Below are 13802 nucleotides of genomic sequence, written 5' to 3' on the forward strand. Positions count from 1 at the left end.
GACAAACTAATCCACAAGCTCCGGTTACTGGCGGAATGACGCGCCCTGTGCCGCAAGTCACACGATTGTTATCGTGCAGTGTTCAACCGTTCCACGGCAGCGTCGATGCGTTCGTCGGTGCCGGTGAGCGCCACGCGGATGAAGCCGTTCCCGGCATCGCCATAGAACACCCCGGGTCCGACGACGATGCCCAGCTCAGCGAAACGCTGCACCGTGTCCCAGGTCGCCTCCCCGGAAGTGCACCACAAATACAGGCCCGCTTTGGACTCGTGGATCTCCAGTCCGAAGTTCTGCAGTGCTGGCACCAGGCGTTCGCGTCGGCCCCGGTACAGGTCCTTCTGGGCCAGCACGTGGCCGGCGTCGCCGAGCGCGACGCGCATGGCTTCCTGAACCGGGTAAGGCACAATCATGCCTGCATGCTTGCGGCTGTTGACCAGGTTCGCCACGATCGAGGAGTCTCCGGCGACGAAAGCCGCACGGTAGCCTGCAAGATTCGACTGCTTGCTGAGGGAGTAGACACACAACAGGCCATCCGTGGACCCGCCAGTGACACGCGGATCAAGGACGCTTGGTACGGCTTCGCCACCGCGCTGGGCATCCCATTCGCCCCAACCGAGTTCGGCATAGCATTCGTCCGACGCCACAACTGCGCCGATCTCGCGGGCTTGGGCCACGATCTGCCTGAGGGATTCGACGTCGCGAACGCTGCCAGTGGGGTTGCCCGGGGAATTGATCCAGATGAGCCGGACCCTGGCACGGGTGGCTGAGTCCAGTTCGTCCAGGCTGTCTGCGGCGACAGCAGTGGCCCCGGCGAGCATGGCACCAATGTCGTAGGTCGGGTAGGCCACCGTGGGACGGACGACGACGTCGCCTGCGCTCAGTCCCAGCAGGAACGGCAGCCAGGCCACCAGTTCCTTGGAGCCGACCGTGGGCATAACGTCCCGGGGATCGATCCCAGGGACTCCACGTCGGCTGGCGAACCAGCCGGACACAGCCTCACGAAGAGCTTCCGTGCCGTGGACGGTCGGGTAGCCATGGGCATCGGCCGCCCCGGCGAGGGCCTCGCGAACCAGTTCCGGAGTGGGATCCACCGGAGTGCCGATGGAGAGATTGACTACGCCGCCCTGGTGCTCTGCGGCCTTCGCCACGTAAGGCGCCATCGCTTCCCAAGGGTAGTCGGGCAGGTTGAGGCCAAAGGCGGGGGCCGCAGAAATCAAAGGAAGCAACCGTTCTTAGTGGTCTTGGTTCTGAGGAGGCAGCGCGGCAATGAACGGGTGGTCCTTGCCAGTGTTGCCGATCTTGGCAGCTCCACCAGGTGACCCGAGATCGTCGAAGAATTCGACGTTGGCCTTGTAGTAGTCAGCCCATTCTTCCGGGGTATCGTCCTCGTAGTAGATCGCTTCCACCGGGCACACGGGTTCGCAAGCTCCGCAGTCCACGCACTCATCCGGGTGGATATAGAGGGAACGTTCGCCTTCGTAGATGCAGTCAACAGGGCATTCTTCAATACATGCCTTGTCCTTGACGTCCACACACGGCTGCGCGATTACGTAGGTCACGTCCCTTGCCTCTCCACAGTTGTCCCGGACCATTTCCGGGTAGTACCACCGGCCCTGTGGCCGGTACATCGAATTCTGAGCCTATTATCCACCAGCCGGAACTCACCAACCTAGCCGGGCGTCTTACTATGAACTGGTGAATTTGCCCCGACCCCAGGATTTCCTGCTCAATACCGTATCCGGAACGCGGGTAGTTGTCCGTTACCGGTTGGACAACGGCTTCACCGATGCCCTCGGCTACTTGCTCTCCGTCACCGACGGTGCGTGCACCATCCGCACCCGCCAGTCCGACGTCGAGATCCCGCTGGCCCTTGTAGTGGCGGCAAAGGAGGTCCCCCCTCCGCCGCCACACCGCATCCCCCGGACCGCCCCGCAGTAGTTCCACTCCCCCGCCTGCACCCGTTACCCCGAGGGACATGCCCCCTGCCTGCTCGCACCACTGGACATAGTGCCAACATGCTCATTCCTAGCGCTCCGCAACGAGCGTGTCCCTCGGTGAACCTGGCCTGAACGAGGGACATGTCCATGCCTGATGACGGCCGCGAGGCATGTCCAACCTCTGACGCAAACAAAGGTGGCACCCGCGGAGTCACGCTGCGCGATCAAGAGCGCTCAGAGTGTCCCGAACCATCGACACAAATTCCCGGGGCCGGCTCTTCAGCATTGAATAGCTCACAACCAAGGTCGGGACACCCAACCTTGTAGTGACGTTCCAGCGACGACGGTCTTCCTCGAAGCTCGGCTTGTCCATATGGAAGCCTGCACCGTCGGTTTCAATGCCCAGTCTTCCGTCCACCATCAGGTCCAGATGCCCCATGCCTGGAATATTCACCTGCGATTCAACGTGGAAGCCTGCTTGTTGCAGCAGGTACCTGGCGACGCATTCGATAATCGACTGTGACTGGGGAACGATTCGTGAGACGAGTCTCCGCTCCCGTGCATCATTCCGCCCGTTGAGCCTCTTCCTGAGGGCTGTGAGTTGAAGTCTGCCAAGAACCACCGCAGATTCGGCAATGACAAGACCGTCCAGATCTGGCAGGCATCGCAGGGCCTGGACCACCGAATCCATCAAGGTAGGCGGAGCCGCAGATCGATGGCAGACAAAACCTTCATACTTACGGCTATGCGGGACTGCGATGTGAGGGAATTGTGGGTGATCCAGAACCCACAAGCCGGACAGTTCGGCCGCGGAAATGCACGCCGGCTCGGACGGAAGGGACCGGATGGCGAGCAAAGTAGGATTGGCGCCTGGCACCGCGTACACCCCACGTGCCACGCGGACAATCCGACCGCTCGCCAGCGCGGATTTCAGTTGGAAATGCGAGACCCCGGCCGCAGCCAAATGCTTAGCCCGGGCCACGCCGTCATACGCTGAAAAGACTTCGTTGATGTTCACCATGCGCCCCATCGTCCCGACGGAAGACTAAGGCGCGGAAGCTCCAACGTTGGCTATGTGGAGAACTTCCTGTCCAACCTTGGAATCAAACGTTGGACATGTGCCTTCATCCCCGTTGAGCATGCGCCACGTTTGCACCAGGGAATGCGCATATTGCCATTATGTCCATCGCTGCGAGCCAAGGCTGGGCATGTCCCAAGGGGGTCAGGGGCCCTGAACCTCAGCCGGAAGCCGACGCATTCCCAGCCGTGGCGAAAACAACACCGGCGCGACAAAAACCATGCTCCCGGCCAAGCCGATCCAGAGTGTCGGGGCCAGTCCAGGGCCTTCCGCAAGCAGGCCTGAGGACAGCGCCGCGAAGGGCATGACGCCCCACACCACGAAACGGATGGAGGCATTCATTCGACCCAGGAGGCGAGGTGGGCAGACGCAAGCGCGGACTAGTCAACCGCGTGGGGGACGCCCGTAACGCCTGCACCACAGCAGCATCACAAAAGTCACGCCCGCACTGCCATAAACCCACACATTTCCCGGAACATCTGCGACGATCAACTGCTTGCCTGTTCCGGCAGCCGACAACAGGCCAACCGCCGCATAACAGCCGATGCCGGCCACCGCCGTCGGGAGCAAGGACCGCGACCACGCGCCCAGCCAGAGCTGCAACGAAGCGAGCAGGAGCAGTGCCGCTGCGACACCCCAGTAGACGTCGACGCCGGCAATGAGGAGCGTTTGCCGGTGCAGTGCGGTGCCAGCCAGGGCAGCAAAAAGAGCCACCGGAACAGCTACGGCAATGCCGCGTGCTGCTCCGGTGGCTCTCTTATTCAATGCGTCAATCCGCAATCAGCGCAGGATCAGACCTTGGCGCGGGCGCGGGTAGCCTTGGCGCGCTCGTTGGCGTCCAGGATCACCTTGCGGATGCGAATGGATTCCGGGGTGACCTCGACGCACTCGTCTTCGCGGGCGAATTCGAGGGACTCTTCGAGGGTCAGGTCGCGCGGGGGCGTCAGGTTCTCGAAGGTGTCCGAGGAAGCGGCACGCATGTTGGTGAGCTTCTTTTCCTTCGTGATGTTGACGTCCATGTCGTCGGCGCGGGAGTTCTCGCCCACGATCATGCCTTCGTAGACCTCGGACGTGGGCTTCACGAAGAAGGAGCCGCGTTCCTGCAGGTTGATCATGGCGAAGGGCGTCACCACGCCGGCGCGGTCGGCGACCATCGAACCGTTCGTGCGGTATTCGATGGGGCCGGCCCACGGCTCGTAGCCCTCGGAGATCGAGGAGGCGATGCCGGCGCCGCGGGTGTCCGTGAGGAACTTGGTGCGGAAGCCGATGAGGCCACGTGCCGGAACGATGAATTCCATGCGGCACCAACCCGTACCGTGGTTGGCCATGTTGGTCATGCGGCCCTTGCGGGCAGCCATGAGCTGCGTGACCGCACCGAGGTACTCTTCAGGCACGTCGATGGTCATGTGTTCCATCGGCTCGTGGATCTTGCCGTCGACGGTCCGGGTGACAACCTGCGGCTTGCCGACCGTCAGTTCGAAGCCTTCGCGCCGCATCTGCTCCACGAGGATGGCCAGCGCAAGCTCGCCACGGCCTTGGACTTCCCAAGCGTCAGGACGCTCGGTGGGCAGAACCTTGATGGAGACGTTACCGATCAGTTCCTTGTCCAGGCGGTCTTTCACCTGGCGGGCCGTGACCTTGGCGCCCTTGACCTTGCCGGCCAGCGGAGAGGTGTTGATACCGATGGTCATGGAGATCGCGGGGTCATCCACCGTGATGAGCGGCAGCGGCTGCGGGTTCTCCGCGTCAGTCAGGGTCTCACCGATGGTGATTTCCTCGATACCGGCAACGGCCACGATCTCACCGGGGCCGGCGGACTCTGCCGGAACGCGTTCCAAGGCCTTGGTGGCCAGGAGCTCGGTGATCTTGACGTTCTTCAGTTCGCCGTTGGCGCGGGCCCAGGCCACGGTCTGGCCCTTGCGGAGGGTGCCGTTGTAGATGCGCAGGAGTGCGAGGCGGCCGAGGAACGGGGAAGCGTCCAGGTTGGTGACATGCGCCTGCAGGACACCGTTCGGGTTGTAGGTCGGGGCGGGGATGTGCTCGATGATCGTCTTGAACAGGGGTTCGAGATCTTCGTTCTCCGGTGCCGAGCCATCAGCAGGCTGCTCCAGGGAGGCGCGGCCAACCTTGGCTGCAGCATAGACCACGGGAACTTCAAGGATCTTGTCCAGGTCCAGGTCCGGAACTTCGTCCGCGAGGTCCGAAGCCAGGCCCAGGAGAAGGTCCATGGATTCGTGGACAACTTCTTCGATGCGGGCGTCGGGGCGGTCGGTCTTGTTGACCAGCAGGATGACGGGAAGGTGCGCGGCGAGGGCCTTGCGGAGCACGAAGCGGGTCTGCGGCAGCGGACCCTCGGAAGCGTCAACCAGGAGGACAACGCCGTCAACCATGGACAGGCCGCGCTCCACCTCGCCACCGAAGTCGGCGTGGCCGGGGGTGTCGATCACGTTGATGGTGATGGTCTCGCCATGGGAGGACGGGCCGTTGTAGGCAACCGTTGTGTTCTTGGCGAGGATCGTGATGCCCTTTTCGCGCTCCAAGTCACCGGAGTCCATGACGCGGTCTTCCAGATGGTTGTGCTCAGCGAAGGAGTTGGTCTGCTTGAGCATGGCGTCGACCAGGGTGGTCTTGCCGTGGTCAACGTGGGCCACAATCGCGACGTTGCGCAGATCACTGCGCGATGCAGTGGCCGCGGCGGTGTTGGTGGTGGTTTCAGACATGCGTAATGGCTCGATTCAGTGGTGAAGTCAGCTGTTGTATCGCGACATTTCCAACTGGAACGCACGACGGATTAGACCCTTTGACACAGGGCACCTTCCTAGAGTCTAAACGCTGTGGTATTTATTGGCCTAAAAATCACCCCCGATGCCGCCGAATTGTGCCCTTCATCACAGTCCGTGAGTAGCCTGCAGGCCCGCCGGAGACCCCAGGGAGCGCCCATGAACCCTCGGAAACAGCCAAAGAGCCGGTGCCCCTTCCCTCAGGGAAACGGCACCGGCCCTCTTGATCGCCTTGAACGCGGTGATGACGGCTGCTAAGCCGGTTCAGGCCACCGCGGGCGGAAGCATCAGGCTCGCTCCAGGAATCGCGTTGAGCAGTGCCTTGGTGTAGTCCTGCTGCGGCGAATCGAAGACGTTGTCGGTGCTGCCCGTTTCCACGAGCTTGCCCTTCTGCATCACGCAGACATGGTCCGCGATCTGCCGTACGACGGCGAGGTCGTGCGTGATGAACAGGTACGTCAGGCCAAGATTGGACTGCAGCTCGGCCAACAGGTTCAAAACCTGGGCCTGCACCAAAACGTCCAGGGCGGAGACCGCTTCGTCGCAGATGATCACTTCAGGATCGAGCGCCAGGGCCCGGGCGATCGCGACGCGCTGCCGCTGGCCGCCGGAGAGCTCGTTCGGGTATCGCTGCATGGTGGACTGCGGCAGCGCCACTTGGTCCAGGAGCTCCCGGACCTTCTTCTCGCGGCTGACCTTGTCACCGATCTTGTGGGTCCGGAGCGGTTCCTCGATGGTCCTGAAAATGTTGTACATCGGGTCGAGGGAACCGTACGGGTCCTGGAAGATCGGCTGGACGCGGCGCCGGAACTTGAAGATCTCACGGCTGTTCAGCGTGGAGGTGTCCACCCCGTCGAACACGATCCGGCCCGATGTCGGCGGAAGGAGGTTAAGAACCATCTGGGCCACAGTGGACTTGCCGGAGCCCGACTCCCCTACGATCGCCGTCGTCGTCCCGCGCTTGACGTTGAACGAGACGTTGTCCACCGCGGTGAAGTCGGTGGACCTGCCCACTCCTGAGCGCAACTTGAAGACCTTGCTGAGGCTCTCGACCTTCAGGACGTCCTCCGGGAGTGCCTTTTCCACCACAACTTCAGTGGGTGCCAGGAGTTCTTCCGTTTGGATGCCTTCAGCCTTGGCGGCCTGGATCCTACGGGAAGCCAGCGACGGTGCCGACGCCACCAGCCGCTGGGTGTAGGGGTGCTGCGGGTTGCGGAGCAGTTCCAGCGAAGGACCGGCTTCCACCACGTTGCCGCGGTACATGACCACCACTTTGTCCGCGCGTTCAGCCGCGAGGCCAAGATCGTGGGTGATGAGCAGGACTGCGGTACCGAGTTCCGCCGTCATGGTCTCGAGGTGGTCGAGGATCTGCCGCTGAACCGTGACGTCGAGGGCCGACGTCGGCTCATCGGCGATAAGCAGCCGCGGTTGGCAGGACAGGCCGATGGCAATCAGGGCTCGCTGCCGCATGCCGCCGGAGAATTCGTGCGGGTACTGCTTGGCACGCCGTGCCGAGTCCGGCAAGCCGGCTTCTGCGAGGACACGGGCGACGTCGGCGGGGGCGTTGGGCTTGCCGTTGGCTCGCAAGGTCTCGCGGACCTGGTAGCCGATCTTCCACACCGGGTTGAGGTTGGACATCGGATCCTGCGGGACCATGCCGATCGTGTTGCCGCGCAGCTCGATCATGCGCCGTTCCGGCGCGTGGGAGATGTCTTCTCCGTCGAGCAGGATCTGCCCGCCGGAAACCCGACCGTTCTCCGGTAGGAGACCGATGGCGGCGAGCGCCGTCGTCGACTTTCCAGAGCCGGACTCGCCCACGATGGCGACTGTCTCGCCGGGCATGATGGTCAGGTGAGCGTTTTTGACGGCCTGGAATTCGCCGCCCGCCGTCTGGAAGGAGATGGCGAGGTCCCTGATTTCAAGGAGCGGGCGCTCCTCGGTTCCGGCCTCGTTGATGGTGACTTTGGACGTTGTCATGATTGCCTCCTTCATCGCTTGCGGCTCTTGGGGTCAAGGGCGTCACGCAGCGCGTCGCCAAGCATGATGAAGCTCAGGACCGTGATGGACAGCGCGGTTGCCGGGTAAAGCAGCACTTCGGGGTTGGTGCGCAGCGTATCCTTGGCCGCCGAAATGTCGTTGCCCCACGACATGATGCTGCCGGGCAGGCCGATGCCGAGGAAGGACAACGTTGCTTCGGTGACGATGAAGACACCCAGTTCCATGGTGGCGAGGACGATGATCGGCGCGAGCGCGTTCGGAACCACGTGCCGGACGAGTGTGCCGATCTTGGAGACGCCCAGCGAGCGTGCAGCGGTGACGAAATCCGCGTTGCGGACCTCGATCACGGCGCCGCGGGTGATGCGGGCCATTTGCGGCCAACCGAGCATCACAATGACCATGACCACGGTGAAAACGCTCTTGTTCTCGCGGAAGAAGGGCAGCTGGGTAACTACCAGTGCCCCGAGGACCAAAGGCAGGGCGAAGAAGATGTCGCCAAGGCGGGCAATGACAGTGTCAACCCATCCGCCAAAGAACCCGGCCAATGCGCCGAGCGTGACGCCGATGATCAGGACGAAAATGACCGAGACAACGCCGACGGTCAGGGATGCCTGGGTGCCGTGGATGATGCGGGAGTAGATGTCGCAGCCCTGGAAGGTGAATCCCAGGGGATGGCCGGCCGAGGGTCCAGCCAGAGAGTCTCCTAGCTGGCAGTTGTCGTTCGGGGCTGTCTGCGTGAACAGGCCGGGGAAGAAGGCGACAACCAGGAGCAAGAAGATCATGAGCGCGGAGATGATGAAGAGCGGACGACGGCGGAGCTTCCGCCAGGCGTCTGCCCACAGGCTCAGGGGTGCTGCGTCGACCTTGAGGCTATCGGTTGCCAGCAGCGGTGTCTCGTCGACGGGGGCAACGTAGTGCTCGATCTGACGGTTACTTTTCATAGCGGATCTACTTTTCATAGCGAATCCTGGGGTCAAGCCAGGCGTACAGGAGGTCGACCAACAGGTTGGCGGCAACGAAGACCAGCACCAGCACGCTCACGATGGCAACGACTGTGGGGCCCTCGCTGCGGATGACTGCTTGGTAGAGCTTTTGTCCGACGCCGGGCACGTTGAAGATGCCTTCGGTGACGATCGCCCCGCCCATCAAGCCACCGAGGTTCGCACCCAGGTAGGTGACCACGGGGATCATGGAGTTTCGCAGGATGTGGGCCAGGACCACGCGGGGGCGCGAGAGGCCTTTCGCGGTTGCCGTGCGGACGTAGTCGGCGTTCATGTTTTCGATGACCGAGGCGCGCGTCAGGCGCAGCACGTAGGCGAACGACACGAGGCCAAGAACCGTGGCCGGGAGGATCAGCGTTCCCCAGTCCGCGTTGGATCCAACAGTGGGCTTGGCCCAACCGAGCTGCACGCCGACGAGCAGCTGAAGCACGAAGCCCAGCACGAAGGTGGGGACGGCGATGACCACGAGGGAGGCAACCAGCACGGTGGAGTCAAAGAGCTTTCCCTTGCGCAGGCCGGCGATCAGGCCGAAAGCCACACCGAAGACGGCCTGGATGGCCAAGGCCTCAACGGCGAGCATGGCGGTCACGGGAAAGATGCGGCCAAGGGTGGCGGCGATGGGCTGACCAGTGAAGTCAACGCCAAGATTGAAGGTGAACAGGTTCTTGAGGAAGAGTCCGTATTGGACCCAGAACGGCTGGTCGAGGTTGTATTGCTGGCGCAGTGCGGCAATGACGGACTCGCTGGGCGGCCTGTCGCCGAACAAGGCGCGGATGGGGTCGCCCGGGAGGGCAAAGACCATGAAGTACACAAGCAGGGTGGTTCCCAGGAAGACCGGGATGACCTGCAGCAAACGCCGGAGGATGTACTGGATCACAGCAAGGTTTCCTGAGCGCTCTTGAAACTAAGGGGATTCATATGGGACAGCTTTCGTGCCGGATCAAGCACACAGGGGCCCGGTTTTGTGACCGGACCCCCATGCACTATCGAGCTTGGAACGAGTCCAGAGGACTACTTTGCGGTGATGTTGTAGTAGAGCAGGACGCCGTTCCAGCCGGAGTCAACGTTGGTCACGTTCTGGCTCCAGACGGCCTGGCGGGCCTGGTACCACAGGGGCAGGTTCGGCAAGTCCTTGAAGAGGATTTCCTGTGCCTGGGTGAACTTCTTGTTTGCGTCGTCCGTGGACTTGGAGGCCAGGCCTTCCTTCAGCAACTTGTCGAAGTCCGGGTTGCTGTAGCCCTCGTAGTTGGCACTTGCCCCGGTCTGCAGCACAGGGCCGAGGAAGTTGAACAGCGACGGGTAGTCTGCCTGCCAGCCTGCGCGGGTGAAGCCCGGAAGGGTCTTGGCCTTGCGGAGGTTCAGGATTTCAGCAAACTTGGCGAACGGCTGGCCTTCGGCCTTGATACCGAGGTTGTTCTTCAGGTTGTTGGCAACGGCGTCGATCCATTCTTTGTTGCCACCATCTGTGTTGTAGGCGAGCTGCAGAACTTTGCCGGCCGGCCACGGGCTCATGGCATCTGCCTTGGCCCACAGGTCCTTCGCCTTCGCGGCGTCGAACTTCAAGACCTCAGAACCGGCGACGTTGGCGTTGTAGCCGTCAACGGAGGGAGACGTGAAGTCCTTCGCCGGAATGCGGGTGCCGCTGTAGACAACCTTGGTGATTTCGTCGCGGTTGATGGCCATGGAAATAGCCTGGCGGCGGAGCTTGCCAGCATCTCCCTGGAACTCAGGCAGGTAGTTCGGGATGTTGAGCGTCGCGTTGCCGGCGTAGGCCTTGTTCAGGTTGTGATCCGGGAAGTCCGTGGTGTAGGTCTTCAGCGCGTTGGTCGGCAGGACGTCCGTGACATCAAGGTTATTGGCCTGGATGTCCGTGTAGGCCGGAGCCGGATCGGTGTAGAACTTGAAGGTCACGCCACCGTTCTTGGCCGTGCGGGGACCCTGGTAGTCGGCGTTCTTGACGAGGGCGATCTGGCTGTCGTGCTGCCAAGCACCCTTGGCGGCCATCTTGTACGGGCCGTTGCCGATGGGGTTCTCGCCGAAGGCCTTCGGATCCTTGAGGGCATCGGCCGGAAGCGGCATGAAGGCGGAGTAGCCGAGGCGCAACGGCCAGTCGGCTTCCGGCTGGGCCAGCTTCACCGTGATGGTCGAGTCGTCCTTCAGAACCAAGCCGGACATGGTCTGCGCGGTCGGGGCAGGGACAGCTTTGGCCTTGCCGTCGGCACCGGTTTCCTTCTTGGTAGCGCTGACGGCGTCGTAGCCATCGATCGATTCGAAGAAGCTGCTGCTGGCCTGCGCGTTGGTGCTCAGTGCAGCGAAGTTCCAGGCGTCAACGAAACTCTTGGCGGTGACTTCCTCGCCGTTGGTGAACTTGGTGCCCTTCTTCACCTTGATGGTGTAGTTCTGGCCGTCAGTCGTATCAATGGATTCCGCGAGGGCGTTCACGGACTTCCCGCTGGCGTCGTAGCTGCGCAGGCCTTCAAACAGGAGTTCGACGACGCGGCCACCGTACACCTCGTTGGTGTTGGACGGCAGCAGGGGGTGCTGGGGTTCATTGCTGTATGCGGTGATGATTTTGTTCGGATCACCGGCAGTCTGGCCACTGCTTCCGGAGGCGGCGCTGCCGCATCCGGTGAGGGCGAGCGCGGCGACTGCCAGCAAGCCAAGAGCTTTGGAAGTGCGCGAAAAACGCATTCCGCCTCCTATGGATTCAGGGGGATGAGTCGGGGCAACTCATGAATGCCCCGGGGCCAGACACAGATTTATCCTGTGACGCGGCCTACATGGATGTGTAATCCTAACCACACGTTGTCCGAAATGTGGAATCCCATTGGCAGATTCATGGCAAGTATGCATGTGACAGTTTTAGTAATGAAGCAGTCATTTCAAGTAAATGAAGCAGTCATTTCACGTAATGGGTTACTTCTTGGTACACTCGACATGCCTGACCCCTACTTTTCGCCGGAACTCCAGGGTTTTCGAGCATGCCAAAGCGCCTTTTGCGGAAGCTCAAAGAGGACACTCGAGGCACAAAAAAGAGTCCCCGTGACCATTGGCCACAGGGACTCTTGCGCGATTGGCGGCAGTCCGTTTGTACCGCGAGCTCTGCCTCGCGCGCAGTTGGCTACTCGATGCCGGCGGCCATGAGCTGGGCTCGCAGTTCCCGGCGCTCGCGCTGCTTCTCGGGGTCCGGAAGGGGCACCGCAGCAAGTAACCTCTGCGTGTAGGGTTCCTGCGGATTGCGAAGGATCTGTTCCCGGGTACCCTGCTCCACGATCCGGCCACGCTGCATCACGCAGATCCGGTCAGCCAGCACATCAACCACGGCGAGGTCGTGGGTCACGAACAGGCATGCGAATCCCAGCTCCTTTTGCAGGTTCTGGAAGAGCTCTAAAACCTTCGCCTGCACCGAAACGTCCAGGGCCGACGTCGGTTCATCCGCCACCATGAGCTTCGGTTGGAGGGACAGCGCCCGCGCAATACCGACACGCTGCTTCTGCCCGCCAGACAATTCATGCGGGTAACGGTTGCGGTAACCGCGAGGCAGTTCAACCTGGTCCAGAAGGCTTTCGATCCGCTTCTGCAGCTCGACGCCCTTGGCGACCCCGGCAAGGAACATCGGTTCGCCGATGCTCTCACCGATAGGCAGCCGCGGATTCAGCGACGACGACGGATCCTGGAAGACCATGCCGATATCGCGGCGCACCTCGTGGAGCTGTTTTCCATTCCGTTTCGCGGCGGAAATATCCTGACCCACCACGTGCATGCTACCGGCGGCCACAGGCAAGAGCCCGACGGCGGCGCGTCCAATGGTCGTCTTGCCGGATCCTGACTCTCCAACGAGGCCCACTACTTGGCCGGGGTAGATCACCAGGTTTGCTCCCTCGACGGCGCGGAACGCAGGAACCCGGCCCTGTTTGGGGTACTCGATGGCGACGTCGATCAACTCAAGCACTGGGTTGCCCTTAGGCTTGGCAGCCTCTTCCGCCGCCGCCTTCAAAGCGGCCTGGTTTTCGCGTTCCCGGCGGAGCAGCTCGTCAGGCTCAACGGATTCCAGCTCGGTGTTGGTGGCCGCAGCCAGCGCCGCCGTGACATCGACGTCGGGACTGTCAGCCCCCTGTCCAAGGTGGGGAACCGCCGCCAGCAGCGCCTGCGTGTACTCATGCTGCGGGTTGCTGAAGATCTGCTGCGCCGTGCCCGTCTCCACAATGACGCCCTTGCGCATCACCGCTATCCGGTCAGCGAGGTCGGCCACCACACCCATGTCGTGCGTGATGAGGACAATAGCGCTATCCAGCTTGTTGCGAAGATGGCGCATCAGGTCCAGGATTTCAGCTTGGACCGTCACGTCCAGGGCCGTGGTAGGTTCATCCGCGATCAGGAGTTTCGGGTCGCAGGACAACGACTGGGCGATCATGGCTCGCTGGCGCTGGCCGCCGGAAAGCTGGTGCGGATACGACTTGAAGGCTTTCTCCGGGTCAGGAAGCTCCACGAGGTCCAGCATGCGCAACGCGCGCTCCTTGGCCTCATCCGGGGAGACCACATTATGAAGCCTGATCGTCTCAACGATCTGGGCACCCACCGTATAGACGGGGTTGAGCGCCGTCATCGGTTCTTGGAAGATCACTGCGACATCCTTGCCGCGGACCTCCCTGATGGCGCTGGATTTGGCGCCAAGCAACTCCTTGCCGGACAGCTTCACGCTCCCTGTGACCCGGCTGTTGCTGGGCAGCAATCCCAGCAAAGCCATGGAACTGGCACTTTTGCCGGAACCGGATTCACCGACGATCGCGAGGACTTCACCGGCCCTGACCTCATAATTCAGTCCGATGGCGGCCGGGACCCATTTCTTCTCCACACCGAAGTCGACGCTGAGGTCGCGCACTTCCAGGACCACACTCCCTGGCGCACTCTTGTCCGAAGCAGTCTCAAGCGGTGTTGCCTCAGGTTCGGGGCTGGTGTTGTCAGTCATGTTGGGTATTTCCTTCCACCCGGGCCACCCTCCAAGGGG

The 13802-nt window shown here is 62.1% G+C and carries 12 protein-coding genes; 1 reads left to right on the plus strand and 11 read right to left on the minus strand.

All coding sequences use genetic code 11. The features are described 5' to 3' along the window. Nucleotides 1-68: 68 nt before the first annotated feature. Both dapC and fdxA read right to left on the minus strand, forming a co-directional pair. Nucleotides 69-1217 carry a succinyldiaminopimelate transaminase gene (gene dapC, locus AC1DLO_RS03085; RefSeq protein WP_184737405.1) on the minus strand — a complete coding sequence of 383 codons (1149 nt, stop codon included), beginning with the start codon at nt 1215-1217 and terminating at the stop codon, nt 69-71. 15 nt (nt 1218-1232) lie between these two features. Then, entirely contained in the window at nt 1233-1559 is a 327-nt protein-coding gene (gene fdxA / locus AC1DLO_RS03090) for a ferredoxin (protein ID WP_018776555.1), read from the minus strand. 136 nt (nt 1560-1695) lie between these two features. Between fdxA and AC1DLO_RS03095 the strand changes: the two genes are divergently transcribed. Further along, a complete protein-coding gene (locus AC1DLO_RS03095; RefSeq protein WP_476890779.1) occupies nt 1696-1938 on the plus strand; it encodes a putative acetyltransferase in 243 nt (80 codons plus the stop codon). 210 nt (nt 1939-2148) lie between these two features. Here AC1DLO_RS03095 and AC1DLO_RS03100 read toward each other — a convergent pair whose 3' ends face one another. The 9 genes from AC1DLO_RS03100 to AC1DLO_RS03140 all read right to left on the minus strand — a co-directional run bounded on the left by AC1DLO_RS03100 (nt 2149) and on the right by AC1DLO_RS03140 (nt 13763). Next, nucleotides 2149-2958 carry a type IV toxin-antitoxin system AbiEi family antitoxin domain-containing protein gene (locus AC1DLO_RS03100; protein ID WP_476890780.1) on the minus strand — a complete coding sequence of 270 codons (810 nt, stop codon included), beginning with the start codon at nt 2956-2958 and terminating at the stop codon, nt 2149-2151. 201 nt (nt 2959-3159) lie between these two features. Then, a complete protein-coding gene (locus tag AC1DLO_RS03105; RefSeq protein ID WP_476890781.1) occupies nt 3160-3357 on the minus strand; it encodes a hypothetical protein in 198 nt (65 codons plus the stop codon). 42 nt (nt 3358-3399) lie between these two features. After that, nucleotides 3400-3780, minus strand: a complete 381-nt coding sequence (locus AC1DLO_RS03110; RefSeq protein WP_476890782.1) for a hypothetical protein — start codon at nt 3778-3780, stop codon at nt 3400-3402. 26 nt (nt 3781-3806) lie between these two features. Beyond that, on the minus strand, nt 3807-5735 hold the full coding sequence (gene typA / locus AC1DLO_RS03115) for a translational GTPase TypA (protein ID WP_476890783.1): 1929 nt from the start codon (nt 5733-5735) through the stop codon (nt 3807-3809). Nucleotides 5736-6059: 324 nt separating this feature from the next. Continuing rightward, entirely contained in the window at nt 6060-7772 is a 1713-nt protein-coding gene (locus AC1DLO_RS03120) for a dipeptide ABC transporter ATP-binding protein (RefSeq protein WP_476890784.1), read from the minus strand. An 11-nt stretch (nt 7773-7783) separates the two neighbouring features. After that, on the minus strand, nt 7784-8734 hold the full coding sequence (locus AC1DLO_RS03125) for an ABC transporter permease (RefSeq protein WP_476890785.1): 951 nt from the start codon (nt 8732-8734) through the stop codon (nt 7784-7786). A 7-nt stretch (nt 8735-8741) separates the two neighbouring features. Further along, complete coding sequence (locus AC1DLO_RS03130; RefSeq protein WP_184740333.1) at nt 8742-9671, minus strand: ABC transporter permease; 930 nt, start codon at nt 9669-9671, stop codon at nt 8742-8744. Between the two features lie 134 nt (nt 9672-9805). Further along, nucleotides 9806-11485 (minus strand): peptide ABC transporter substrate-binding protein, encoded by a 1680-nt coding sequence (locus tag AC1DLO_RS03135; protein ID WP_476890786.1) that lies wholly within the window; start codon nt 11483-11485, stop codon nt 9806-9808. Between the two features lie 430 nt (nt 11486-11915). Further along, nucleotides 11916-13763 carry an ABC transporter ATP-binding protein gene (locus tag AC1DLO_RS03140; protein ID WP_476890787.1) on the minus strand — a complete coding sequence of 616 codons (1848 nt, stop codon included), beginning with the start codon at nt 13761-13763 and terminating at the stop codon, nt 11916-11918. Nucleotides 13764-13802: the final 39 nt, after the last annotated feature.

The organism is Arthrobacter sp. 01T419 (assembly GCF_056398865.1).